26 protein-coding genes are annotated in these 25,114 nt (G+C 35.4%); 1 reads left to right on the forward strand and 25 read right to left on the reverse strand.

All coding sequences use genetic code 11. The features are described from left to right. Window positions 1-5: 5 nt before the first annotated feature. From dprA to shc, 6 genes are all read right to left on the reverse strand, one after another. Entirely contained in the window at window positions 6-878 is an 873-nt protein-coding gene (gene dprA, locus ACQKP0_RS05980) for a DNA-processing protein DprA (protein WP_427404902.1), read from the reverse strand. Between the two features lie 68 nt (window positions 879-946). Further along, entirely contained in the window at window positions 947-1,849 is a 903-nt protein-coding gene (gene sucD / locus ACQKP0_RS05985; RefSeq protein WP_427404903.1) for a succinate--CoA ligase subunit alpha, read from the reverse strand. 18 nt (window positions 1,850-1,867) lie between these two features. Next, window positions 1,868-3,028, reverse strand: coding sequence for an ADP-forming succinate--CoA ligase subunit beta (gene sucC / locus ACQKP0_RS05990; RefSeq protein WP_427404904.1), 1,161 nt, complete (start codon window positions 3,026-3,028; stop codon window positions 1,868-1,870). Window positions 3,029-3,209: 181 nt separating this feature from the next. Beyond that, entirely contained in the window at window positions 3,210-3,500 is a 291-nt protein-coding gene (locus ACQKP0_RS05995) for an EscU/YscU/HrcU family type III secretion system export apparatus switch protein (RefSeq protein WP_427404905.1), read from the reverse strand. Next, window positions 3,497-4,771 carry a hypothetical protein gene (locus ACQKP0_RS06000; RefSeq protein ID WP_427404906.1) on the reverse strand — a complete coding sequence of 425 codons (1,275 nt, stop codon included), beginning with the start codon at window positions 4,769-4,771 and terminating at the stop codon, window positions 3,497-3,499. Before ACQKP0_RS06000 ends, ACQKP0_RS05995 begins: the two co-directional genes overlap by 4 nt. A gap of 52 nt (window positions 4,772-4,823) precedes the next feature. Further along, window positions 4,824-6,695 carry a squalene--hopene cyclase gene (gene shc, locus ACQKP0_RS06005; protein WP_427404907.1) on the reverse strand — a complete coding sequence of 624 codons (1,872 nt, stop codon included), beginning with the start codon at window positions 6,693-6,695 and terminating at the stop codon, window positions 4,824-4,826. Between the two features lie 177 nt (window positions 6,696-6,872). On the opposite strand from shc, the gene ACQKP0_RS06010 reads away from it, so the two are divergent. Beyond that, entirely contained in the window at window positions 6,873-8,036 is a 1,164-nt protein-coding gene (locus tag ACQKP0_RS06010; protein WP_427404908.1) for an iron-containing alcohol dehydrogenase, read from the forward strand. Between the two features lie 170 nt (window positions 8,037-8,206). Here ACQKP0_RS06010 and ACQKP0_RS06015 read toward each other — a convergent pair whose 3' ends face one another. From ACQKP0_RS06015 to fapR, 19 genes are all read right to left on the reverse strand, one after another. Next, window positions 8,207-8,974 carry a ribonuclease HII gene (locus ACQKP0_RS06015; RefSeq protein WP_427404909.1) on the reverse strand — a complete coding sequence of 256 codons (768 nt, stop codon included), beginning with the start codon at window positions 8,972-8,974 and terminating at the stop codon, window positions 8,207-8,209. A gap of 289 nt (window positions 8,975-9,263) precedes the next feature. Next, on the reverse strand, window positions 9,264-10,124 hold the full coding sequence (gene ylqF, locus ACQKP0_RS06020) for a ribosome biogenesis GTPase YlqF (RefSeq protein WP_427404910.1): 861 nt from the start codon (window positions 10,122-10,124) through the stop codon (window positions 9,264-9,266). A gap of 22 nt (window positions 10,125-10,146) precedes the next feature. Next, window positions 10,147-10,701, reverse strand: a complete 555-nt coding sequence (lepB, locus tag ACQKP0_RS06025; RefSeq protein ID WP_427404911.1) for a signal peptidase I — start codon at window positions 10,699-10,701, stop codon at window positions 10,147-10,149. Between the two features lie 219 nt (window positions 10,702-10,920). Beyond that, window positions 10,921-11,265 (reverse strand): 50S ribosomal protein L19, encoded by a 345-nt coding sequence (gene rplS, locus ACQKP0_RS06030; protein ID WP_427404912.1) that lies wholly within the window; start codon window positions 11,263-11,265, stop codon window positions 10,921-10,923. Between the two features lie 147 nt (window positions 11,266-11,412). Further along, a complete protein-coding gene (gene trmD / locus ACQKP0_RS06035) occupies window positions 11,413-12,147 on the reverse strand; it encodes a tRNA (guanosine(37)-N1)-methyltransferase TrmD (RefSeq protein ID WP_427404913.1) in 735 nt (244 codons plus the stop codon). Beyond that, entirely contained in the window at window positions 12,144-12,659 is a 516-nt protein-coding gene (rimM, locus tag ACQKP0_RS06040) for a ribosome maturation factor RimM (protein ID WP_427404914.1), read from the reverse strand. The genes trmD and rimM overlap by 4 nt, the downstream gene beginning before the upstream one ends. 10 nt (window positions 12,660-12,669) lie before the next feature. Then, complete coding sequence (locus tag ACQKP0_RS06045) at window positions 12,670-13,056, reverse strand: YlqD family protein (RefSeq protein WP_427404915.1); 387 nt, start codon at window positions 13,054-13,056, stop codon at window positions 12,670-12,672. A 209-nt stretch (window positions 13,057-13,265) separates the two neighbouring features. Then, window positions 13,266-13,499: a KH domain-containing protein gene (locus ACQKP0_RS06050; protein WP_427405024.1), complete on the reverse strand. Its 234-nt coding sequence runs from the start codon at window positions 13,497-13,499 to the stop codon at window positions 13,266-13,268. Window positions 13,500-13,510: 11 nt separating this feature from the next. After that, window positions 13,511-13,783 carry a 30S ribosomal protein S16 gene (rpsP, locus tag ACQKP0_RS06055; protein WP_055740439.1) on the reverse strand — a complete coding sequence of 91 codons (273 nt, stop codon included), beginning with the start codon at window positions 13,781-13,783 and terminating at the stop codon, window positions 13,511-13,513. Window positions 13,784-13,901: 118 nt separating this feature from the next. Further along, the gene (gene ffh / locus ACQKP0_RS06060) at window positions 13,902-15,245 is read right to left on the reverse strand and encodes a signal recognition particle protein (RefSeq protein WP_427404916.1); all 1,344 of its coding nucleotides are present in this window, start codon (window positions 15,243-15,245) and stop codon (window positions 13,902-13,904) included. A 12-nt stretch (window positions 15,246-15,257) separates the two neighbouring features. Continuing rightward, a complete protein-coding gene (locus ACQKP0_RS06065; RefSeq protein WP_427404917.1) occupies window positions 15,258-15,584 on the reverse strand; it encodes a putative DNA-binding protein in 327 nt (108 codons plus the stop codon). A gap of 81 nt (window positions 15,585-15,665) precedes the next feature. Continuing rightward, entirely contained in the window at window positions 15,666-16,655 is a 990-nt protein-coding gene (gene ftsY, locus ACQKP0_RS06070) for a signal recognition particle-docking protein FtsY (RefSeq protein WP_427404918.1), read from the reverse strand. A gap of 64 nt (window positions 16,656-16,719) precedes the next feature. After that, entirely contained in the window at window positions 16,720-20,286 is a 3,567-nt protein-coding gene (gene smc, locus ACQKP0_RS06075) for a chromosome segregation protein SMC (RefSeq protein ID WP_427404919.1), read from the reverse strand. A gap of 65 nt (window positions 20,287-20,351) precedes the next feature. Then, the gene (gene rnc, locus ACQKP0_RS06080) at window positions 20,352-21,098 is read right to left on the reverse strand and encodes a ribonuclease III (protein WP_427404920.1); all 747 of its coding nucleotides are present in this window, start codon (window positions 21,096-21,098) and stop codon (window positions 20,352-20,354) included. Window positions 21,099-21,387: 289 nt separating this feature from the next. After that, window positions 21,388-21,621, reverse strand: a complete 234-nt coding sequence (locus ACQKP0_RS06085; RefSeq protein ID WP_427404921.1) for an acyl carrier protein — start codon at window positions 21,619-21,621, stop codon at window positions 21,388-21,390. Window positions 21,622-21,745: 124 nt separating this feature from the next. Next, complete coding sequence (fabG, locus tag ACQKP0_RS06090; RefSeq protein WP_427404922.1) at window positions 21,746-22,489, reverse strand: 3-oxoacyl-[acyl-carrier-protein] reductase; 744 nt, start codon at window positions 22,487-22,489, stop codon at window positions 21,746-21,748. 29 nt (window positions 22,490-22,518) lie between these two features. Continuing rightward, window positions 22,519-23,463: an ACP S-malonyltransferase gene (fabD, locus tag ACQKP0_RS06095; RefSeq protein WP_427404923.1), complete on the reverse strand. Its 945-nt coding sequence runs from the start codon at window positions 23,461-23,463 to the stop codon at window positions 22,519-22,521. Between the two features lie 12 nt (window positions 23,464-23,475). Continuing rightward, entirely contained in the window at window positions 23,476-24,486 is a 1,011-nt protein-coding gene (gene plsX, locus ACQKP0_RS06100; RefSeq protein WP_427404924.1) for a phosphate acyltransferase PlsX, read from the reverse strand. 50 nt (window positions 24,487-24,536) lie between these two features. Beyond that, entirely contained in the window at window positions 24,537-25,100 is a 564-nt protein-coding gene (gene fapR, locus ACQKP0_RS06105; protein ID WP_427404925.1) for a transcription factor FapR, read from the reverse strand. Window positions 25,101-25,114: the final 14 nt, after the last annotated feature.

Raw genomic sequence — 25,114 nt, forward strand, 5'->3', positions numbered from 1 at the left:
ACGGTCTAAATATTCATTTCAGCTAAGATATCTTCTCCTGTTAATACAAGTTTAGCTCCTTGTTGTATGAGAAGATTCGTTCCTTTTGAAAGCGATTCCATCATATTGCCAGGTACTGCAAATACCTCCCTGCCCTCCTGGAGTGCATACTCAGCTGTTATCAATGATCCACTTCTCTCTTCAGCTTGAACAATTAATATTCCTTTTGATAATCCGCTAATAATTCGGTTTCTCATCGGAAAGTGCCATTTCTGCGGCCTTGTAGATGGTGGATACTCAGATATAAGAAGGTGTCCCTTTTTCATATTCTCCACTAGCATCCTGTTTTCCTGCGGATAAATATGAAAAAATCCGCTTCCCAATACACCAATTGTTTTTCCGCCGTAACGTATAGTCATCTGATGAGCAATTGTATCGACTCCTCTCGCTAAACCGCTTATAACATTAAGTCTTTTTTTTACTAATAGTGGGAGAAGCTGCTCAAGGGATTTTTTTGCATATTCATTTCCTTTTCTAGAGCCAACTATTGCAATACTAGGGTAGTTTAATAGTGAAGTATTTCCGATTGTGTACAGTACAAGAGGGGGATTGTAAATTTGCTTTAATATAAATGGATATTCCTTATCAAAAATAGTCATGCAAGAAATGTTATGGGTACTATAAATAGTTAAGATTTTTGTGAGATCAAGATGATGGAGATCATAATAAAACTTGGAGAAATTTTCAGATGAAATACGAGTAATGTCTTGTAATACAGATATTGAGAATTGATAGAGGTTTTTTAGTTCTGAATCTATCTTCATGATCTTTAGTATACCTTTGGAACCAATACCTCGACAATGGTGAAGATGAATCAATCTTTTTTTTAACTCTTCCATAAAATCCTCCTTATTTTTTTAATTGCAAAATAGTCCCCCTTAAAAAGAGGGACTGTTAGTGTTATAAATTAAAGATTTTTACATTTTTCGTAAAGTCCTTTTTCTTTAAGAACTTCAATTAATGTTTCACCCATTACTGATGGAGTTGCTGCAACTTTAATGCCACACTCATTCATGACACGAATTTTTTCTGCAGCTGTACCTTTACCACCAGAAATAATGGCACCAGCATGTCCCATACGTTTTCCAGGAGGTGCAGTTACACCGCCAATGAAACCTACTACTGGTTTAGTCATATTTGCTTTTACCCACTGTGCCGCTTCTTCTTCAGCAGTACCACCGATTTCACCAATCATGATAACAGCTTCTGTTTCTGGATCTTCGTTAAATGCTTTTAAAACATCAATAAAGTCCGTTCCATTAACTGGGTCTCCACCAATACCAACGGCAGTTGTTTGACCAATACCAGCTTGTGTTAATTGATGAACAGCTTCATAAGTTAATGTTCCGGAACGAGAAACTACACCCACATGACCTTTTCTATGAATGTAACCAGGCATGATACCAATTTTACATTCTTCAGGTGTAATAACACCTGGGCAGTTAGGACCAACTAAGCGAGTCTTCTTGCCTTCCATATAACGTTTAACTTTAACCATATCTAATACAGGAATATGCTCAGTAATACAGATAACTAAATCTAATTCAGCATCAACCGCTTCCATAATTGCATCAGCTGCGAATGGAGCTGGAACGTAGATAACAGATGCATTTGCACCAGTTGCTTTTACAGCATCTGAAACTGTATTGAATACTGGTACACCTTCAACTTCTGTTCCACCTTTCCCAGGAGAAGTTCCGCCCACGATCTTTGTACCATATTCTAACATTTGTTTTGTATGGAAAAGGGCTGTTTTACCAGTAATACCTTGAACGATTACTTTTGTATCTTTATTAACAAATACGCTCACAATGTTCCCCTGCCTTTCTTAACCTACTAGTTCTACGATTTTTTGTGCGCCGTCTGCCATTGATTCTGCAGCAACAATGTTTAATCCAGATTCGTTTAGAATCTTCTTACCTAATTCAACATTTGTACCTTCTAGACGAACAACTAATGGTAACTCAAGACCTACTTGTTTTGTAGCTTCAACAACACCTTCAGCAATAATGTCACATTTCATAATTCCACCGAAAATGTTTACAAAGATACCTTTCACATTTTTATCTGAAAGGATGATTTTGAAAGCTTCTGTAACTTTCTCAGCAGTTGCACCGCCCCCAACATCCAAGAAGTTAGCAGGATCACCGCCATAATGTTTAATAATATCCATCGTAGCCATTGCTAGTCCAGCACCATTAACCATACAGCCAATTTTACCGTCTAATGCAATATAGCTAAGGTCATACTTAGAAGCTTCGATTTCTTTTGGATCCTCTTCTTCCAAGTCACGGTATTCTACAACATCTTTTTGACGGAATAGAGCATTTGAATCAAAGTTTAATTTCGCATCAAGTGCCATAACATTTCCATCACCTGTTACTACAAGTGGGTTAATTTCTGCAATCGAACAATCTTTTTCAACAAAAGCAGTATATAAGCCCATCATGAATTTAACAGCTTTGTTAACAAGTGCTGCCGGAATATTAATGTTAAAAGCAATACGACGAGCTTGAAATCCAGTCAATCCAACAACTGGATCGATTGTTTCTTTAAAGATTTTTTCAGGTGTTTTAGCAGCTACCTCTTCGATTTCAGTACCACCTTCTTCAGAAGCCATTAAAACAACACGAGAAGTTGCACGATCTAAAACAAGACCTACATAATATTCTTTTTGAATATCGCAGCCTTCTTCAATTAAAAGTCGTTTTACTTCTTTTCCTTCTGGTCCTGTTTGGTGAGTAACTAATGTTTTACCTAAGATTTCATTTGCATATGTACGAACTTCGTCCAAATTCTTAGCAACTTTTACACCACCGGCTTTCCCGCGGCCACCTGCATGAATTTGAGCTTTTACTACACACACTTCAGTACCTAGTTCTTTTGCTGCCTCAACTGCTTCTTCTACAGTGAATGCAACTTTACCATTTGGTACCGCTACCCCGTATTTTCTGAGGATTTCTTTACCTTGATACTCATGGATATTCATTTTCCATCCTCCTATCAAACTCTACAAAAAATAAACTGCGCTTCCATTGTATTAAAAGGAATTAAATATGTCTAGCTTTCTAATTCAGAAATTTTCTATATTATACTTTATTATTCTTCATTTTTTGGAAATAAATCACTTTTGTTTATGTTTCCAAACATGATAGAACTAAGCAATGATCTTATTTATCCGCCTTTTGTTTACCAATATTTTCATCCAAACGATAAACAAAAGCAAACACTTCAGCCACAGCTTCATATAATTCTTCAGGTATGGTTTCGTTTATTTGGAGCTCACCAAGTAGTTCTATTAAATTTCGATCTTCTTGAATAGGAATATCTTTATCTTTGGCTTTCTTAATGATATTTTCAGCGATAACACCTTTGCCTTTCGCAATTACTTTTGGTGCATCCTGTTTTTCTGATTGATATTGTAATGCAATCACATGTTTTCTCTCGATTTCCTTTTTCATATTCGAAAATCAACCCCCGAATATTGATTACTAATGGAATTAGATCCGGATCCTTGCAGCATTTTCGTATTATTTATCGATGATTCAAATTGGACTGAAGATAAAAAATAATTTAATTCCTTTAATCCCTCTTTCAATTTTGGAATAAAAGAATGAGAGATTGCCTGTAGTTGTTCATTAATATTTATTATTTTTATCGAAACAATACGATTTTGAACCTTCATGTCAATAATCGTTTCCTTTAAATGTTCTAGCTCTAAATAAAAAAGAACGTGGCAATAATTAGGATCGATTTTCCCATCGTCTAAACGTTTTCCAGACCATTGCAAACTTAACTCTGTTTGATAACCAAATAGTTGAAGAGGGAGCTGATAAACCAAATGCTGGATGGGATTTGTAGGTGCAGAAAGTAATTGTTGTCCATTCCATTTATTTATCAGCTGTTCAGCTACTTCTTTTGACTCTATAGATTTTGGATCTTCTTGAATATATTTTAGTAAAAGTGGTTTTATCCTATTTTCTATAGAAACTTCACTTTCTTTATAACTCAGTATTTCTGCTTCATAAAATAAACCTATATTCCTTGTAACACCTTTTAATAAAGTCAGTACATGTTGACGAAAATCCGGCTCTTTTGTATTGGATTCAAGCTGTGTATTTTCTAATGTTTGAATAGCTGTTAATAATGATTGAACCGTTTGTGTTTTTGGTTCTAATTGTAATTCCCCTTCCAAAATATGCAAAAGAGATTGTGTGCTTATTTGTGGTTTTAAGGCTTCAAATAGAGATTTGTAAATAGATTCAGACAAAGGAAAATCTTTTTGATTCATTATTTTTATTGCTTCTAAACCTTCTTTAAGGTTAGTGTTTTTTTCAATCAAATGTCCCGCCTTCTCAATGTTTTCTTTTGTCAATGGAATTTGTTCCTTTTCTATAAAAGAGATTAATTCTTTGTAAATACTATTATTTGGCAGTGCTAATTGTTTTAAAATTGGTAAATTAGTTTGTTCCTCTTTGGAATAGGGGGACAGCATTTTTAATAGAATTTCTCCTTCTTTTGCTAAAACTTGAAACCAATAACTATCTCCACTAACCAAGGGAACTTCTAACTTTGCAATGATCATCTGATTTCCTATATTTACACGAGCTGTTTGATTCGGATATATCTTTTTAATATTACCTAAAAATATCTCACCTGTTCGAAATTCAAGCCGATTCGGAATCTGCATTAAATCTAACTTTGAGATTGATTGTATACTAGATGAAAGCATCCTTTCTCCTTCTTTCCTTAAATCAAACTAAAGACAAAATCTATTTTATTAATTAATGAAACTTCTTTAAGTAATTTGCTAGGGTCATAAGCGGCCAAACATATTCATAACTGTGATAATAAATATAAAATTCCCCACCAAGCCCCTGGCCTTTAGGATAAGTGGTTCTCCAATCTTTTATATCGGCATTTTCAATTAAAAAATTAATGCCCTTTTGAATTTCTGGAGATTCCGCACTAGAAATAGCAATAAGAGTATCAAGTGCCCATGCTGTATGGGTCAAAGTGCTTTCCCCTAAAGGGATATATTGCTTTTCTTTATCGCTTCTGCAGGATTCACCCCATCCCCCATCGTCATTTTGGACACTTTTAATCCAATTTTTAGCTCTTACAATCGACGGATGAGTTGTATGGATATCAACTGAGGTTAATCCTAAAACTGCTGCCCAAGTACCATAAATGTAATAGATTCCCCATCTACTATTCCAGGAACCATTATTATCCTGTGTTTTCAGCAGCCATTTTACTCCTTTTTCAATTTGAGGATGGTCTTTATTAATGTTGGTATAACTCCCAAGAAACTCCAAAGTTCTTCCAGTTAAGTCCGGAGAAGAAGCATCCATTAATAATCCCTCCCCATACGGTAACAGCTTAATTAGAGGATTATCAACATTTTTTTCAAAAGCTGCCCACCCTCCATCATCATTTTGCATGGATAAAATCCATTGAATCCCACGGTTCCATGCATGACGGTAATCTGATCTATGAAAAGCTAATGCATGAATTGCGCGAAGACAAGCTGTTGTATCATCAACATCTGGATTTATCGTGTTAACATTTGAGAACCCCCACCCTCCTGGTAAAATATTTGGATTATAAATCGCCCAATCACCCAACTTAGTATGCTGACGATCCATTAAGTATTCATTTGCTTTTAAAATATTGGGATGTGTATACGGTAGGCCTGCATTTTGCATGGCGGTTGAAATTAACGCTGTATTCCAAACATTTGCGGTTGTATATTGACAATGTGGTTCTCCATTAATATAGCTAATCATCGATTTTAATCCATTTACGGCTTTCGTTATTTTAGGGTCATTTTTGCTTGCTCCTCTTGCTAAAAATGCGGAAATCATATAAAAGGTTGCACTAAAATAACTGTATAAAGTCCCATCCGGCTCAATATGTTCTATCATATATTTTTCTAAATACTGCAAAGCCTTTTCGTGCAAATCTTCATGCAAACCTGCTAATTGATTGATTCCATGTTCTATAAAATCAAAAACAGAACGAGTTTCATCACAAATATTAGTTTGTGATTCTTGTCCTCTAACCTGGAGTTCAGATATATTTGGGGAGTTGACAGGCTTCATTACAAACTTGTAATTTACAACAATTAGCAAAGGGGCCATATTGGATCTTCCAAAAACGGAAATATCAAAGAAATTAATTGGGAAATTCTTTGGAAGTAATATGGCTTCGATCGGAATCGGAAATGAAGATTCCCATTTTAATTGTCCAGTCATAGAAAGCATTATTTTCGTAAACATATTTATTTTATTAAGTCCGCCACTCTCGAGGATAAATTTTTTAGCTTTCATTAAACTAGGAGTATTTTTCTCTATATATCCAGATAAAAGGAGTGCATAATAGGCATGGACAGTTAAAGAAAGATTCCCGCTTCCTTCATCAATAAATAATCTCCAGGCACCATCATCATATTGTTCTTTTAAAATTCTTTTTGCCAAACCTTTGATTAACTTTTCATCTTCGTTCCCTAACATTCTTAATAAGATGATCATATAGCAGTCTGTTAGTATCCCTGTATCGAATGGATATTGCCATGATCCATCAGAAGATTGATCAGACAAGATTTTCCCTACTAGTCTCTCCACTTGATTTTTTACTTTTTGCCTCACTCTCATCACTCCCTCTCGCAATTGTTCATTCTTACTTATTTTTATTCGTATTTTTTTTATATTTTCCTAAAGAAAAATGAAAAGAGATCTACAACTTTCAATAATGAAGCATAAAATAAAATTGTGTCGTTTTTGCATTTTCAGTCTCTCTATTACATAATGTGATTGAAGGAGTGATCGATAGTGGATAATTTTGCATACTGGAATCCTACAAAATTAATTTTCGGGAAAAATCAGCTTGAGCAATTAAAAATAGAGGTACCTAGGTACGGAAAGAAAGTGCTGCTTGTATATGGCGGCGGCAGTATTAAGAAAAATGGACTTTATAATCAAGTCATTAATACATTAAGAGAAATCGACTCAGAAATATATGAGCTTGCAGGCGTTGAGCCAAATCCACGGATTTCAACGGTTAGAAAAGGTATAGACATTTGTAAAAACGAAAATATCGACTTTCTACTTGCAGTTGGGGGAGGAAGTGTTATCGATTGTACGAAAGCCATTGCTGCCGGAGCGAAATATGATGGTGATGCTTGGGATTTAGTAACAAAAAAAGCATTTGCTGAAGAAGCACTTCCATTTGGAACCATTCTTACCATAGCTGCTACTGGTTCAGAAATGAATGCTGGATCCGTTATTACCAACTGGGAAACAAATGAGAAATATGGTTGGGGAAGTCCAGTAACATTCCCTAAATTTTCTATACTTGATCCGGTCAATACTTTTACCGTTCCTAAAGACCAAACAGTATATGGAATAGTGGATATGATGTCACATGTACTCGAACATTATTTTCATTTAACCGAAAACACTTTGATGCAAGATCGCATGTGTGAATCACTATTATTAACAGTGATGGAGATAGCTCCAAAACTTATAAATGACCTTGAAAATTATGATTATAGAGCGACTATTTTATATAATGGTACAATGGCATTAAATGGTATGCTTTCAATGGGATATAGAGGGGATTGGGCAACCCATAATATTGAACATGCGGTTTCAGCTGTTTATGATATTCCTCACGGTGGCGGTCTAGCTATTTTGTTCCCTAACTGGATGAAGCATAATTTAATGGTTAAGCCTTCACGCTTCAAACAACTTGCAGTCCGTGTATTCGGAGTCAACCCAGAAGGTATAAGTGATGAAGAAGCTGGCTTAGAAGGAATAGAAAAGCTTAGAGAATTTTGGAACAGCATCGGTGCACCGTCCAGATTAGCCGATTATGGCATTGATAATAGTAAACTTGATGTATTAACAGATAAAGCAATGGCTAATGGAGAGTTTGGTAATTTTAACAAGCTAAATCGCAATGACGTATTAAAGATTTATCAATTATCTTTGTAGAAATGATATCACTCAAAATTTACTTTCAAAAAGATAACAAACATCATTCATATGAACGGAGTTTGTTATCTTTTTTATAGGCTTTTTTCATAAACTTTGTTGTTTTTAAAATCAAGTAAAATTGGTATTAGGATTTTAAAAACCTATTCGAAAACAGCCTTTTATAATTATTAAACAAAGTCTTTAATAGGTGCAAAGGATTTTCGATGAATTGGACAAGGACCATATTTTTCGAGGGCTAATAGATGTTCTTTTGTTCCATATCCCATATTATTTTCAAATTTGTATTCAGGGTATTCTTCCCCGTATTGCTTCATTAGCCGATCTCTTGTCACCTTTGCAACTATGGAAGCTGCTGCTATAGACACACTTGTTGCATCACCTTTAATGATAGAAGTATAGGGAATTGGCATTGTTAGTTTCATTGCATCAATTAAACAATAATCAGGCGTTGTATCGAGGGTACCAATGGCTGCCAACATTGCTTTTTTTGTTGCTTCGTAAATGTTAACTACATCTATCTCCTCTGCTGAAATTATACCAGTGCCAATGGCAATGGCTGCATTTATAATAACTTCATAAAATTCCTCGCGTTTTGTTTCTGATAATTGTTTTGAATCATTTATCCCTGGCAAATAAAAATGATCCGGTAAAATAACCGCGGCAGAAACCACCGGTCCAGCAAGGGGACCTCTGCCAACCTCATCAATTCCCGCTATGTGTTGGAACCCTTGTTTTTTCATTTTCTTTTCATATTTCATCATCTGATCAAACTTTTCACGCTTGGCTTTTTTTTGCTCTTGTTCCTTTATCCATTGTCGAACTAGCTTTTGAACGCCTTTTCGTTCATCATTTAATAAATCTTTCATAAATGGATCGTCTAGGGTTTGAACTTTTTTTAGGTATTCAGCTATTTCTTTAATTGTATTTGTTTTCATCATAATCCTCTTAACTTGTTAATTTAAGGCTCTTTTCGTATAAATTGTTGTTTTTAGACTATAAACTTAGTCCGTTGATTTCCGCTCCAGACACTTGCTTTCCGCGGGGAGGGATGGGAGCCTCCTCGGCGTTACCGCCTGCGGGGTCTCCCACTTCCCTCTTTTTCCCGCAGGTGTCAAGTGCCCTCCGCTACAATCAACTCAGATAGTTAATACAATATCACAAAAAAAGCAACAAACTTTACGAAAACAGCCTAATTTAAAAAATAAAAACCCTCAAAAGAGGGAATTAGCTTTCAATATGATCGTTTGGTAGATCAAATGATAATGAACCTAGTTTATCAGAACGAATATCGCGTATGATCGTTTCAGCTGTTTTATCGTAATCTACTTCCCCTTTTGACATTAAACAGCCGCGCAATAATCCGATATGATTAAATTGATCGATAATTTCTTTAGGAACCTCAGATAAATTATATCTTTCCTTTAGTCGATTCGGATAATTTTCTTCAAGAAAACGTAAGGCATATATAGCGATATCCTGTAGGTTTAATATGGTATCCTTAATTGCTCCGGTTAAAGCTAATTTATACCCAACTTCTTCATCCTCAAATTTGGGCCATAATATACCTGGTGTATCCAATAATTCAAGTTCCTTTCCAACCTTTATCCATTGCTGTGATCTCGTTACTCCGGGTGTATTACCTGTTTTGGCAATATTCTTTTTCGCAAGACGGTTAATCAAGGTAGATTTCCCTACATTTGGAATCCCTATGATCATTGCCCGAATGGCTCTTGGCTTCATACCTCTTGCCCGCATACGATCAAATTTAGGCTTTAATATTTCTTGTGCAGCATTTACAATTTCATGTAGTCCACTGCCAGCTTGGGAATTTATAGCTAAGGCTTTCTTTTCATGATCTGAGTAAAAATCCAGCCATTTCTTAGTCATTTCTCGATCAGCCATGTCAGCCTTATTTAATAAAATTAAACGTGGTTTCTGCTGTATTATGTCTTCGAGCATTGGGTTTGCAGAGGAAACCGGAATTCTTGCGTCTACCAATTCAAAGACGATATCAACCAATTTTAGTTTCTCAGTAACTTCCCTTCTAGCTTTCGCCATATGTCCCGGAAACCATTGAATCGTCATTTGCATTCAACTCCATACTTATTTATTTTACAAACCGAATATCTGATATTGGCCAGTAAATTAATTTTGTATCACCAATTACTTTTTTTATTGGAATCGTTCCAATATGTCGACTATCTTTGCTTCCTCGACGGTTATCACCCATTACAAATATTTCGCCTTCTGGAACGGTATTTTTTCCAATAATGTCTTTCAAGGTGAAATCTTGTGTTAAGGGACCTTCAGCTAAATCATCTTCTTTTAAAGCCTTTTTATACTGATCCAAATAAGGCTCTTTATATGCTTTATCATTTATGTACAAAGTATCATTTTTATATTCAATTTTATCGCCTGGCAGGCCGATTACTCTTTTTATATAGTCTTTCTTTTCAGGTGCATGAAATACTACAATATCAAATCTCTGAGGCTTACCTAATTTATTTACAATCATTCGGTCGCCATTATGTAAGGTTGGCATCATGGATGATCCATCTACTACTATTGGTGCAAATAAAAAATATCGGATAATGAATGCAAGTGCTACTGCAATAAGCAACGCTTTTGTCCATTCCCATAATTCATTCTTTTGTTTTGACATTTCTCCACCACCTATGTAAAATTGCCAAGCTATATATATAAATATATCAGCAAAACCAATAAATGTGTAAATATTCTTTATACTAGTTTATTACTTATAATAAGTTATTATCCAATTTCAAATTAATAAAGTCGAAAAGGGGCTTGTCTCCAAGCCCCTTTTGTCTTTTGAATAGCAGCTATAGTTATCGTTAAAAGATACTCTAGCTTCTTTTCATTATTAACGAATTTCTTTAATACGAGCAGCTTTACCACGTAGATTACGTAGGTAGTAAAGTTTAGCACGGCGAACTTTACCGCGACGCACGACTTCAAGCTTCGCAATCTTAGGAGTGTGAACAGGGAAAGTACGTTCAACACCAACACCATAAGAAATTTTACGAACTGTAAAAGTTTCGCTGATTCCACCACCACGGCGCTTAATAACAACACCTTCAAATAGCTGGATACGTTCGCGAGTACCCTCGATAACTTTAACGTGAACACGTACAGTATCACCAGGACGGAACGAAGGGATATCAGAGCGAAGTTGATCTTTTGTAATTTCTTCAATAATTTTGTGCATCGAATTCAACTCCTTCCAACAGATGCTCATACAGTCTCTTTAATGCAGCGGAACATCGTTTTAATGTGACCTATTTTAAATAAATCACAAGTAACATCATATCATATCAATATCTCTATTGCAATATACTCTTTTACTTTTATCCTTTTATTCATTCTTCTTCCATTCGCTAATCCACTTCTTTTGTTGCTCTGTTAACGGATAGGTTTCTAGTAAATCAGGCCTTCTTTGAAACGTTCGTTTTAAGGATTCTTTTTCTCGCCATTCATCTATTTTTTTATGATTTCCTGATAATAAAACCTCAGGAACGTTCATACCTCTAAAATCAGCTGGACGTGTATAATGTGGATGTTCCAAAAGTCCTGATGAAAAAGAGTCTAAAATAGGAGAATTTTCATTTCCTAAGACTCCTGGTAACAGCCTTACTACACTATCAATCACTACCATGGCGCCTAGCTCTCCACCGGTTAGAACATAATCTCCGATTGATATTTCATCGGTGACGACATGCTCTCTAATTCGTTCATCATAACCTTCATAATGTCCACAAACAAAAATTAGATGCTCTTCCTTTGCTAATTCCTCTGAAATTTTTTGAGTTAAAACCTTTCCTTGAGGACAAAGCAGGATAACCCTTGGTTTATTTTCATTATCTAGGCATAGCTTATCGACCGCATCAAAAATGGGTTGTGGTTTTAAAACCATACCAGCTCCGCCGCCATATGGGTAATCATCAACTGTTTGATGCTTGTTATCAGCAAAATCACGAAAGTTAATCACATTGTATTGAACAGCATTTTTTTCTGCGGCTTTTTTTAAAATAGAAGAACCAAAAACACCATTGAACATTTCCGGAAACAGTGTAAGTACATCTATTTTCATGATAATAAACCTTCCATCGGTTCAATTGTAATAATCTTATCTTCCACATTTACACTTTTAACAATATCATCAATGAATGGAATTAAATATTCCTTTCCCTTGTTTCCTTTTACAACCCATACATCGTTTGCACCGGGTGTTAATATTTCTTTCACGGTCCCAATTTCTTCTCCATCATTCGTTACTACTTTACAGCCAACAATCTCATAAAAATAGTATTCGCCTTCATCTAAAGAAGTTAATTGCTCTTTTTTAATTTTTAAAATTCCATTCTTCCACTTTTCAACATCATTAATATTTGTAAACCCTTCAAAACATAATAAATCAAAATTTTTATGGGTGCGATGACTTTTAACAGTTAATTGAATGGGTTCATTCTCAGTCATAAATAAATAAAGGATATTGCTTTTCTGGTAGCGTTCATTTGCAAAATCCGTTTTTGATATCACACGCACTTCTCCATTCAGTCCATGCGTATTAACGATTTTCCCAACATTAAACCACTGGCTCATATAATCACCTCTAACGTATTTCTATGATGGTACCATCTTTTACGATAATCATTTTCTCACTAGAAATTTCCTCCCAATCATCACCCACTGCTACATTAATGATTGCTTGTACCTCCTGCTCTTTAATTTCACTTCCGAGAGGTAATATATTTAGCTGTTCCATTTGAAAATCAATTAATTTAATTTTTTCTTTTCTATTATTAATTTCCTTTTCAAAGTGGGATTTTAAACTTGCTGGAGAAAACTTTTTAGTTCTTTCTAACTTTTTTAATTCAAATCTTAATTGGTCACATTCCTTTTGAAGCAAAATTTTTTTTTGATGGTATGAATGTTGAAGTTCTTTTTTACTTTTTTCTGTTAAAACCTGTTTAATTGTTACCGTTTGTAATAACTGCATCTTCTCCCTCCTTATATTTTACTATTTAATTTATTTAATAATTTTTTTTATGAAATAGTTATATACTGATTGTTTTCTTACATTAAAAATAATAAGGAGTTTATGCGGGGTATATGTATGTCTATCATATTGAATTTTTTATAAACAAAAAGGGAGGAATTTACCCCTCCCTTTTCATCAATACTCTATCAAAGAACATGTCCTTGATATCATTCGATAATTTCCAAATGAATTTTCTTATGTTGCTTGGAACCTGCTGCAGCATAAACAACAGTACGAATGGCTTTTGCAACACGCCCCTTTTTCCCAATGACTTTACCAATGTCCTCTTTATTAACTGAAAGCTTATAGATGATTTGATGATCCTCTTCAGCTTCATGAACAGTAACTTCATCAGGATAATCAACAAGGGGCTTCACAATCGTTAATATCAGCTCTTTCATCGAATTCACGATTACTTGCTGTATTTAACGTTGTGGAATTTTTCCATGATGCCTTGTTTAGAGAATAGATTACGAACTGTGTCAGATGGCTTTGCACCATTTTGCAACCATTTAAGTGCTAATTCCTCATCGATTTTCACTTCAGCTGGTTGTGCAACTGGATTGTAAGTTCCTACTGTTTCGATAAAGCGTCCATCACGAGGTGAACGAGAATCAGCTACTACAATACGATAGAAAGGAGATTTTTTTGCTCCCATACGTTTTAAACGAATTTTTACTGCCATTTTAAATAGCACCTCCGAATAGTTTTACACAAGATAGTATATTATCAAATAAGTGATATGTTTGTAAAGTGTTTTTTCTTAACACTTCATATTATATCATTAATTATTGAAAATCTCATTACATAAAAGGAAATTTAAAACCTTTTCGTTTCCCTTTTTGCTGCATTCCTGTCATTTGTTTCATCATTTTTTTCATTTCTTCAAATTGCTTTAAAAGACGGTTTACTTCTTGTACTGAAGTTCCGCTTCCTTTCGCAATTCTCTTCTTTCTACTGGCATTCATAATTTCTGGATTGATTTTTTCCTTTTTAGTCATTGATTGAATGATGGCTTCAACATGACTAATTTGTTTTTCATCAATTTGAAGATTACTCATACCTTTAATTTTATTAGCACCCGGCATCATCTTTAAAAGTTCATCAAGTGGTCCCATTTTGCGAACTTGGCCCAACTGATCCAGAAAATCATCGAACGTAAAGCTCATTGTACGCAATTTTTGTTCAAGCTCTTTTGCTTTTTCCTCATCCACATTAGCCTGTGCTTTTTCAATTAGAGAAAGCATATCTCCCATCCCTAAAATACGAGAAGCCATACGTTCAGGATGGAAAGCCTCTAATGCATCCAATTTTTCACCCATACCTACAAACTTAATAGGTTTTTCAGTGACAGAACGAATCGATAATGCAGCACCGCCACGGGTATCACCATCAAGCTTAGTTAAAACAACTCCAGTAATGCCTAATTGTTCATTAAAGCTGTCAGCAACATTAACCGCATCTTGACCGGTCATTGCATCAACAACGAGGAAAATTTCATCAGGATTTGATAATTCCTTGATTTCTTTAAGCTCATTCATCAGTTCGCCATCAATATGCAAACGACCTGCTGTATCGATTAATACATAATCATTATGATCTTCTTTTGCTTTTTCAATGGCTTGCTTAGCAATTTCAATTGGGCTCACTTGATCCCCCAAAGAGAATACAGGCATATTAAGCTGCTTCCCAAGAGTTTCAAGCTGCTTAATGGCAGCAGGACGATAAATATCTGCAGCAACTAATAAAGGATTGCGATTATATTTTTTTCGCAAAAGATTAGCTAGTTTACCAGTTGTAGTTGTTTTACCTGCTCCTTGAAGTCCAACCATCATAATTACAGTAGGTGGACGCTTGGATACAGCAATTTGGCTTTGCTCCCCACCCATTAAGTCGGTAAGTTCTTCCTTAACCACTTTAATAACTTGCTGTCCAGGAGTTAAGCTTTTCATGACCTCTTGTCCAACAGCACGCTCACTAACCTTTTTGACGAAATTCTTGACAACCTTGAAGTTAACATCCGCCTCAAGTAAGGCAAGACGTACTTCACGCATCATTTCTTTTACGTCACTTTCCGATACTTTTCCTTTGCCGCGTATTTTCTGTATTGTGTTCTGAAGTCGGTCGGCTAGTCCTTCAAATGCCATTCACACCGCCTCCTATTCTAATTTCTCAAGCGCTTCAATAAGCCCAGAAAGTTCTTCTAACGAGGATGTTTCTTGTGCCTTCTTCATTTTTTCAAGTATTACTTTTCGCTCTTGAAACTTATGGAATAAAAGTAGTTTTTCTTCATATTCCTCTAACATTGATTCTGTCCGCTTGATATTATCAAACACAGCTTGCCTGCTAACTTCATATTCTTCAGCAATTTCTCCAAGTGAGAAATCGTCTAAATAATAGAGGGACATATAACTACGTTGCTTTGGAGTTAACAACGATTGGTAAAAATCATATAAATAATTCATTCTCGTTGTTTTCTCTAGCATATGCTTCCCTCCAATGTTAAGTGAAAAACCTTTACATATGTAGAATACATAGAGTAAAGATTTTTGTCAAGTAAAAATCCTTTATTCTTCGTTTTGGTCGATAATATTTGAGAAAAGGCCATAAACATATTTTTCTGCATCGAATTCTTGGAGGTCATCCATTTTTTCTCCTAAACCGACAAATTTCACTGGAATTTCGAGTTCATTACGAATCGCAAGAACAATCCCGCCTTTAGCAGTTCCGTCAAGTTTTGTTAAAACGATTCCTGATACATCGGTTACTTCTTTAAACGTTTTTGCTTGAATCATTGCATTTTGACCAGTTGTTGCATCAAGCACTAAAAGAACTTCATGCGGTGCACCAGGTACTTCTCTTTCAATTACTCGTTTTACTTTCCCAAGTTCATTCATTAAATTTACTTTGTTCTGTAAGCGTCCTGCTGTATCACATAATAAGATATCTGCCTTACGTGCTTGTGCTGCTTGAATAGCATCAAACATTACAGCAGCAGGGTCTGAACCTTCTCCTTGTTTAATGACATCGACACCTACTCTAGATCCCCAAACCTCTAATTGGTCAATCGCTCCTGCGCGGAATGTATCTCCTGCAGCCAGTAAGACTTTTTTGCCTTGACTTTTAAATTTATGTGCTAATTTACCAATTGTTGTCGTTTTTCCTACACCATTTACACCTACAAATAAAATAACAGTTAATCCATTTTCTTGAATATTTAATTCATTAGGCGTTTCTTCACTACCTTGGTATATTTCTACTAGCTTTTCAGAAATAACAGATTGTACATCAGCAGGGTCTTGTATATTCTTTCTTTTCACTTCCATTCTTAATTCTTCTACTAGTTCCATAACAGTATTAAATCCAACGTCCGCTTGAATCAGAATTTCTTCTAATTCTTCAAAAAAGTCTTCGTCCACTTTACGATATCGGGCTACAAGATCATTGACCTTATTCGCAAAATTATCTCTTGTTTTCGTTAAGCCATCTTTAAACTTTTCAGTTACAGAATCGGCGGATTTTGTAAATTTATCCTTCAATTTTTTAAAAAAACTCATTTTCAATCGCTCCCTATATTCATATAGCCAACTAAAAAATAGCTTTAACAAAGCTTTAAAATTACTATGATTCGACCAATTCCTTTGTTGTATCCAGCCTTACCGAAACAAGTTTTGATACTCCAGATTCCTGCATCGTTATTCCATAAAGAACATCTGCTTCCTCCATGGTTCCTTTTCGGTGAGTAATAACGATAAATTGTGTTTCTTGACTAAATTGCTTTAAAAATTTACTAAAACGGTAAACATTTGCTTCATCTAAAGCGGCCTCAACCTCATCTAATATACAAAAAGGTACAGGACGAACCTTTAAAATAGCAAATAATAAGGCAATAGCTGTTAATGCACGTTCTCCCCCTGATAAAAGACTTAAATTTTGCAGTTTTTTACCAGGTGGTTGAGCAACAATATCCACTCCTGTATTCAATAAATCATCGGGGTTTGTTAATTTTAATTCAGCTCGGCCACCACCGAATAGCTCTTTAAAAATTGGTTCAAAATGAAAGCGTACAGCTGCGAATGTTTCTTTAAAACGCTTTTTCATTTCTTCATCCATTTCATCAATGATTTGAAGAAGTGTCTCCTTTGCAGAAACTAAATCTGTTTGTTGTTCCATTAAAAATCGATATCGCTCTGATACACGTTCATATTCTTCAATCGCACCGATATTGACCGTTCCAAGTTCCTCGATAGCCAGCTTGATTAGTTTTACACGTTTTCTAGCTTCCTCCAAGTTAGTTTGAAGAGGGTACTGTTCCTTTGCCGCTTCAAAGGTCAGCATATATTCCTCCCGTAAGCGATTTAATCTATTTTCTAAATCGACATCTAAACGATTAATTTTTACCTCTTCATCTTTAACGACCTCAACTAACCCTTTATGCTGACGTTTGAGCTCTTTAATATTTAATTCAGCGTCTTCAAGTTGAGATTGTAACTGCATTCTCTCTTCTCGTCTGATGGAGATGAGCTTTGTCGTTTCATTTTTATCTATTAATTTCTTTTCTGCTGCTAAAGAGAGTTCTTCTTCACCAGTATGACTACTGGACATTTCACCTTTCAGCCAGCTAAGCTCTTCTTCAAATCCGCGCTTTTTATTCAAAGTTTCCTCATATTCGGCTTGTATATTTTTAGTCTTTTCACGATTGGATACAAGCTGTTCATTTTTAACGGCTAATTCGGCTTTTAAATCACTAATTTGAGATAACAATTCATCTTTAGAGGATATTTGATTATTTTTTTTAGCAGTTTGCTTTTCAATTTCCTTATCTAGCTCCTCAAGCTTATCAGTAATCTGTGCCAAAAGCTCTGTTAGCTCTTTCATTCGCTGATCCACATTTGAAGCAGTGGTGTTTGACTCTAAACGCTCCATGTCATAAATCTGAAGTTTTTCATTTAAATTTTTCTCTGCCAGCTCTATTTGTCTCATTTCAGACTTCAATTCTTGCTCTTTTAGACGGAACTGTTCACCAAGATGTCTCATTTCCTCCAGATCATTTTCACATTTAATCACATTTTGTTTTAATTCTTTAACTTGATGTTCAAGTTGAGAAGTCTTTTCTTCCATTATTAGCGTTTTCTCTTTTAACTCTTCTAACTCGCCTTTTCGGCTTATTAACGAAGTAGATGATTGCTTAGAGGCTCCTCCTGTCATTGAACCTCCAGGATTAACGATATCCCCATCTAAAGTAACTAAGCGATAGCGAAATTGTAATAGCTTGGCAATATTGTTTGCACCTTGCAAATCTTTCGTAATGATTACATTACCTAGGAGATTGGATATGATCGAATGATACTTCGAATCTACTTCTACAATATCAGCGGCAATCCCAACAAAAGCATCATGTGTACGAATTAGTTCTAATTGATTAGACGGTAATCCTTTACCCTTAATAATATTCATAGGTAAGAATGTAGCCCGGCCAAAACGATTTTTCTTTAAGTATTCTATCGCTTTTCTTCCATCAACTTCTGTTAAAACTACAATATTTTGCATTGCACCACCTAATGCAGTTTCAATGGAAAGCTCATATGGCTTCGGTACTTGAATAAGCTCCGCCACCGCACCTTCAATTCCAGACAACTTAGTTGATCTCGCTTTTAATACCTCACGTACACCTTGGAAGAAACCTGTATAGTCCTCTTCCATTTCTTCGAGTGTTTCTTTTCGAGATTTTGCTTTTTGTAAAAATTGAAATGCTTGATATAGAGTCGTTTCTTGCTTTTGATATTGATTTTTTAAAGTTTCTAGTGCCTTTTGTTTTTCCCGATATGCACTAATTTGTTCCTCAACTTGAACTCCAATCTGTTCAAGATCTGTACTAGTTTTCTTTTTCTCCTCGGTAATCATTTTTCTTTGTTCAATGAATTTTTTGTTATCATTTTCAAGCTTAAGGTTTTTCGCTTCTTGTTGCTGAAGTTGTTGTTCTAATAGAGCAAGCTCATTACGAGTAGTTGCTTTTTCATTTAAAAGTTCAATATAATCGCTTTTTAGAGATTCGATTGTTTCTTCTATATTGATATCAAATTGATTGACAAGCTCGTTTTTTTCTTTAAGGACCTTTTTTAAATTGGAGGCAGAGCTCGTATTGTTTTCGTACTCGGAAATCACCGATTTTTTTTGTTCTTCAATTTTAATTAATTTACTGGACATCTCTTGAATATTTTTTTCAAGCTGCTCTTTATTATTACTTGCATTCTTCTTTCTTTCTTTTAAAACTTCTTTTCTTCCCTCAAGCTTTTCTAGCTCTTCAGTAGCCGAGAGCAAAACATTTTGTAAAACATTTATTGATTCATCAAGACTTGCGACCTTATCTCTCATTTGTTCCAAAATTGCTTCTTCCTTTTGTACCTGAGAAGAAAGTCCCGTTTCCTTATCTTGATGAATTTCAAGTTGTTGTTTAAGTGACTCCCATTTACTATTTAATTCCTCAATTTCATAAACAGTGAGAGCTACCTCAAAATTTTCAAGCTCTTCTTTTTTATCTAAATAATCTTTTGCTATAGAACTTTGAATCTTTAAAGGTTCTACTTGATTTTCCAGCTCATGAAGAATATCGTTTACTCTATTTAAATTTTCACCGGTTTCATTTAGCTTCGATTCAGCTTTCTTTTTACGTGTTTTATATTTTAAAACCCCAGCGGCTTCCTCAAAAATCGTACGGCGTTCCTCAGCTTTACTATTTAATATTTCTTCGACTTTACCTTGACTTATTATGGAAAATGCTTCTCTTCCAAGGCCGGAATCCATAAATAAGTCGATGATATCCTTTAAACGGCAGGATTGTTTATTAATGTAGAATTCACTATCCCCCGAGCGATAGACTCTTCTTGTTACACTGACTTCATTATAGTCAATTGGTAATTGATGATCCTCATTATCTAAAGTCAGAGTAACTTCTGCAAAATTCAATGGCTTTCTAGAATCACTTCCGGCAAAAATGACATCCTCCATTTTCCCTCCACGAAGTGATTTTGCTGATTGTTCTCCAAGAACCCATCTTACTGCATCTATGATATTGCTTTTTCCACTTCCATTTGGTCCTACAACAGCAGTTACACCTGAAACAAATTCAACCGCTATTCTTTCTGCAAATGATTTAAATCCTACAACATCTAATCGTTTAAGAAACAAGCTTCTCCCCCCTAAATTTTATTTTTTCTCATCTTTATTTGTAAGAAGGAAAAGGGCATCGATGATTATTCAGAAACTGGCGATTTAAGCTTACTTAATGCCACTTGTGCAGCATGCTGTTCCGCTTCTTTTTTGGATCTGCCTGTCCCCATACCTAATTCTGCCCCATTTAATGTCACGCGTGAGACAAATTCGCGATTATGTGCAGGGCCGCGTTCTTGAAGGACAGTATATTCAAGTGCTCCTGAAGCATCTTTTTGTATAAATTCTTGCAGTTGACTTTTATAATCCATCACATGAGAAAAAGCACCAGCATTTATTTTAGGGAAAACAACTTTTTCCAAAACAGAGATAACCGTTTCAAGACCTTGATCCAAAAAAAGTGCTCCGATGAATGCTTCAAATACATCCGCGAGCAGTGCTGGTCGAGTTCGCCCACCAGTTAATTCCTCGCCTTTTCCTAATAAGACAAGGTCGCCAAATTTCAAGTCGTTTGCAAAAGTTACTAATGATGGCTCACAAACAATGGCTGCTCGTAATTTGGTTAGCTTCCCTTCACTCATTGTCGGGTATTTATTATACAAAAATTGTGAAACGGTTAATTCCAATACAGCGTCACCTAAAAATTCAAGTCGTTCATTATCAGCATGTGGTTTTTTGCGATGCTCATTCACATATGATGAATGTGTAAATGCTTGCTTCAGTAGCTTTACTTGTTTGAAATGTATACCTATTTCCTCTTGGAAAAGTTTAAACTTTTCATCTATTCTTAAGGATATTTGTTTTTCTTTATCTCGATTTATTTTTCGCATGGGTCATCCACCTTGTATTACTTTCATATTTAAAATACATATTAAGTTGTTCAAAAAGTTCGGGAAAAATAGCTATCGAATTTCGGAGTCTACGTTTCCTTGAACTTCTCAGCTCTTATTGTCCTCCTTTTTGAACACACATATAAATTTTATTAGAAAAACATCAGAAGTGCAAAGGGCAATTAAAATTTCCATCTTAAAAAGATAAGCGGAGGCTAGCAGCCACAGCTAGACAATGGAAAAAGTCCCGTTTATTAATAAACGGGACATCTGATCAAATATAGAACGATTATGCTTTTGCTTGTATGTAATTTACAGCGTCACCCACTGTTGCGATTTTTTCAGCATCATCGTCGGAAATTTCCATGTCAAATTCATCCTCTAATTCCATTACTAATTCTACTACGTCAAGGGAATCTGCACCTAGATCATCCTTAAAAGAAGCTTCTAAAGTAACTTTAGATTCTTCAACACCTAAACGATCCACGATAATTTTCGTAACACGCTCTAACACATCTGCCATATGGTTCACCTCCCCTCAAGACATTATAGTGGATATTGTAAAAATAATAAAGAGAAACTTCTACCGCTAGAGTGGTTTTTTTATCTTTCCTCTTTCCACCTCTAAACTCACACTATTAGTAGAATTACATAACCATTCCACCGTCTACATGAAGGGTTTGCCCTGTCAAATAGTCAGAGGAAGAGGATGCAAGGAAAACAACCACACTTGCTACGTCCTTCGGATCTCCAAAACGTGCTAATGGGATTTGTTTAAGCATCTCAGTTTTCACTTCTTCAGTAAGCTTATCTGTCATGTCTGTTGTAATAAAACCAGGTGCAACAGCATTGACATTTATCCCTCTAGTCGCAAGTTCTTTAGCCGTTGTTTTTGTCAGTCCAATAACACCAGATTTAGCCGCTACATAATTTGCTTGTCCAGGATTACCACTTACACCAACAATGGAAGCAATATTAACGATTTTACCTGAGCGTTGTTTCATCATTTGACGTGTTACACCTTTAGTAACAAGGAAAACACCTTTCAAGTTCGTGTTAATAACATCGTCCCATTCATCCTCTTTCATTCTCATCAACAAATTATCTCTTGTAATTCCGGCATTGTTTACGAGAATATCAAGCTTTCCAAATGTTTCAATTGTTTTCTTAATCATATCTTGCACTTCGTCATTATTTGCAACATTACATTGAATCGCTATTGCTTCTCTTCCTAAAGCAATGATCTCTTCAACCACTTCTTTTGCTCGGGCTTCACTACCTGCATAGTTTACAACGACATTTGCCCCTTCTCTTGCAAGCCCCAATGCGATTTCACGACCGATTCCTCGTGATGCACCAGTTACTAAAGCAACTTTCCCTTCAAGTAACATCGTTTCTCCCCCAATCAAATAATGTAAAACTACATCTTAGATTTAATTTCATTGATAACTTGATTACAGCTTTCATAATCTTGCACAGCATATGTCTTTGCATTTCGATCAATTTTTTTGATTAAACCAGATAATACCTTACCAGGCCCAATTTCAATAAATGTATCGACACCTAAGTCCAGCATTTTAACAATAGAATCCTCCCATAATACTGGAGAATACAGTTGCTCAATTAGCTTTTCTTTAATATCGGCAGCTTGATTCATAGGTGCTGCAGAAACATTTGCGATTACAGGAATCTTTGAATCTTGTACTTCAATTTCATCAAGAACTTTTACAAATTTCTGTGCCGCAGGCTTCATTAATTCTGAATGGAATGGGCCGCTAACCTGTAAAGGAAGTACCCGTTTTGCCCCATTTTCCTTTGCAGTTGCCGAAGCAAGTTCTACTCCTTTTACTGTACCTGAAATAACAATTTGCCCTGGACAATTGAGATTTGCTAATTGAACAGAATGACCTTGGGCTGTTATTTCTTCCGTTACTTTTTGTAAAGCTTCCCGATCCATACCGAGAACTGCAGCCATTGTCCCTTCCCCATTTGGAACTGCTTCTTCCATAAATTCACCACGTTTGTGGACAGCATATACTGCATCTTCAAACCCAATAGCACCTGCAGCAACAAGAGCAGTATACTCACCTAAACTATGACCGGCAGCATAATCTGCCTGGATTCTTGCTTCTTCAAGGCATTTCAAAATGGCAATACTTGTTGTTAGTAATGCCGGCTGAGCATTTGTCGTTAATGTCAATTGCTCCGCTGGGCCATTAAAAATAATATCCGATAATGAATATCCAAGACGACGATCTGCACTTTCAAAAATAGATTTTGCTTGATCGTTTTCTTCTGTTACAGATATTCCCATCCCGACTGTTTGGGACCCTTGTCCTGGAAAAACAAATGCAATTTTCCCCATATCATCTTCTCCTTACGATTTTGTTTCTTTATTTATTGTTTCTTTATTTATTGTTTCTTTAATAATACTTGAAACATGATGATTAGCCATTTCTCTAGCTTGTCTAACTGCATTATAAAGAGCATTTGCATTAGATGAGCCGTGGGCTTTAATGACTGGTGCATTAAGACCAAATAATCCAGCACCACCATACTCAGTATAATCCATCATATTTTTTAGACCTTTTAATTCATTTTTCACTAAACCTGCTGCTAATTTTGTTTTTACATTTGAAGTAAATACTTTTTTTAGGAGTGAAAAAACAGATCCCGCAGTCCCTTCAATACTCTTTAATACCATATTACCAGTAAATCCGTCAGTCACTACGACATCAGCAGGCCCTTGCAATAGTTCACGTGATTCAACATTCCCAACAAAATGAATGTTAGATTCTTCTTTTAATAATTGAAATGCTTGTTTTGTTAATTCATTTCCTTTTTTCTCTTCTGTACCTATATTTAATAAGCCAACTCTTGGTTTGGAAATCCCGCGAACTTTTTCGGCGTATATAGATCCCATTATTGCATATTGAAGAAGATGCTCTGGCTTTGCTTCAGCATTTGCACCTAGATCCAACATGACAAATCCTTGCCCATCGATTGTTGGAAGTGTGGGTGCTAAAGCGGGGCGTTCAATTCCATTGATTCTCCCGACAATAAACAAGCCCGCTGCCATTAGTGCACCTGTATTACCAGCAGAAATGCAGGCATCTGCTTTTCCATCAGCAACTGCTTGTGCCATCAAAACCATAGAAGCATTCTTTTTCCTGCGAACAGCTCGCACCGGTTCATCGGTAGCTTCTATTACTTCATCTGTATGGACAATTTCGACACGAGCACTATTTTCTAAATATTGTTTTATCTCCTTTTCTTTTCCAATAAGGATAATTTCGATATCGTTAAACTCTTTTATTGCTTTATTTACACCTAAAATAATTTCTTTAGGGGCATTATCTCCCCCCATTGCATCAATAGCAATCTTCATTTTTGTCATCCCTAATTCATATTAAATTTATTATTATCTAATTTATGCGGCTACTTACTGTTTCGATACATTTCAAATTCACCTTTAAAAACTAGCTCACTTCCAACAAAACTATTGACCTCTACAGTTGTCCTATCCTTTTCATTATGTATGTCATAAACTTTAGCTTTAGCAATAACTCGTTCCCCTTGCTTTACAGAGCGAGTAAATTGGATGTTAGCTTTGGCTGTTAATGCCAGCTCATCATTAATAACAGCAACGGCTAAAGAATTAGCCTGGGCAAATAGATGATGACCTCTTGCAATTGAATTTCGTTTAAAAACATGCTCATTTTTTACTTCAAAAATAGAAATTGCACTCTTATCTAGGTCAACATCAATAATCTCACCAATTATTTCATCTATTGGAAGTGATTTTACTTCATCGATCAAACGTTCTTCAGCAACATTTTTTATTCTTTCTCTTAATTCCGGAATCGATAGTTCCAATCGATCAAGACGAATCGTTTGAACACTGACTTGAAATTGTTCGGCTAATTCTTCATCAGTTATAAATGGATTGTTATTTATTGTATCCTTTAATCGTTTTTGCCGCTCCTTTTTAACTATTCTCATAAAAAAATCATCAC

The organism is Heyndrickxia sp. NPDC080065 (genome assembly GCF_050281185.1).
In the GTDB taxonomy this organism is placed as follows: domain Bacteria; phylum Bacillota; class Bacilli; order Bacillales; family Bacillaceae_C; genus Heyndrickxia.

Excerpts from the sequence above, each read along its gene's own strand:
- dprA (WP_427404902.1), bottom strand. The coding sequence starts at position 878 with ATGGAAGAGTTAAAAAAAAGATTGATTCATCTTCACCATTGTCGAGGT.
- sucC (WP_427404904.1), bottom strand. The coding sequence starts at position 3,028 with ATGAATATCCATGAGTATCAAGGTAAAGAAATCCTCAGAAAATACGGG.
- ACQKP0_RS05995 (WP_427404905.1), bottom strand. The coding sequence starts at position 3,500 with ATGAAAAAGGAAATCGAGAGAAAACATGTGATTGCATTACAATATCAA.
- ACQKP0_RS06000 (WP_427404906.1), bottom strand. The coding sequence starts at position 4,771 with ATGCTTTCATCTAGTATACAATCAATCTCAAAGTTAGATTTAATGCAG.
- shc (WP_427404907.1), bottom strand. The coding sequence starts at position 6,695 with ATGAGAGTGAGGCAAAAAGTAAAAAATCAAGTGGAGAGACTAGTAGGG.
- ACQKP0_RS06015 (WP_427404909.1), bottom strand. The coding sequence starts at position 8,974 with ATGAAAACAAATACAATTAAAGAAATAGCTGAATACCTAAAAAAAGTT.
- ylqF (WP_427404910.1), bottom strand. The coding sequence starts at position 10,124 with ATGACGATTCAATGGTTTCCGGGACATATGGCGAAAGCTAGAAGGGAA.
- lepB (WP_427404911.1), bottom strand. The coding sequence starts at position 10,701 with ATGTCAAAACAAAAGAATGAATTATGGGAATGGACAAAAGCGTTGCTT.
- rplS (WP_427404912.1), bottom strand. The coding sequence starts at position 11,265 with ATGCACAAAATTATTGAAGAAATTACAAAAGATCAACTTCGCTCTGAT.
- trmD (WP_427404913.1), bottom strand. The coding sequence starts at position 12,147 with ATGAAAATAGATGTACTTACACTGTTTCCGGAAATGTTCAATGGTGTT.
- rimM (WP_427404914.1), bottom strand. The coding sequence starts at position 12,659 with ATGAGCCAGTGGTTTAATGTTGGGAAAATCGTTAATACGCATGGACTG.
- ACQKP0_RS06045 (WP_427404915.1), bottom strand. The coding sequence starts at position 13,056 with ATGCAGTTATTACAAACGGTAACAATTAAACAGGTTTTAACAGAAAAA.
- ACQKP0_RS06050 (WP_427405024.1), bottom strand. The coding sequence starts at position 13,499 with ATGAAAGAGCTGATATTAACGATTGTGAAGCCCCTTGTTGATTATCCT.
- rpsP (WP_055740439.1), bottom strand. The coding sequence starts at position 13,783 with ATGGCAGTAAAAATTCGTTTAAAACGTATGGGAGCAAAAAAATCTCCT.
- ffh (WP_427404916.1), bottom strand. The coding sequence starts at position 15,245 with ATGGCATTTGAAGGACTAGCCGACCGACTTCAGAACACAATACAGAAA.
- ACQKP0_RS06065 (WP_427404917.1), bottom strand. The coding sequence starts at position 15,584 with ATGCTAGAGAAAACAACGAGAATGAATTATTTATATGATTTTTACCAA.
- ftsY (WP_427404918.1), bottom strand. The coding sequence starts at position 16,655 with ATGAGTTTTTTTAAAAAATTGAAGGATAAATTTACAAAATCCGCCGAT.
- rnc (WP_427404920.1), bottom strand. The coding sequence starts at position 21,098 with ATGCGAAAAATAAATCGAGATAAAGAAAAACAAATATCCTTAAGAATA.
- ACQKP0_RS06085 (WP_427404921.1), bottom strand. The coding sequence starts at position 21,621 with ATGGCAGATGTGTTAGAGCGTGTTACGAAAATTATCGTGGATCGTTTA.
- fabG (WP_427404922.1), bottom strand. The coding sequence starts at position 22,489 with ATGTTACTTGAAGGGAAAGTTGCTTTAGTAACTGGTGCATCACGAGGA.
- fabD (WP_427404923.1), bottom strand. The coding sequence starts at position 23,463 with ATGGGGAAAATTGCATTTGTTTTTCCAGGACAAGGGTCCCAAACAGTC.
- plsX (WP_427404924.1), bottom strand. The coding sequence starts at position 24,486 with ATGAAGATTGCTATTGATGCAATGGGGGGAGATAATGCCCCTAAAGAA.
- fapR (WP_427404925.1), bottom strand. The coding sequence starts at position 25,100 with ATGAGAATAGTTAAAAAGGAGCGGCAAAAACGATTAAAGGATACAATA.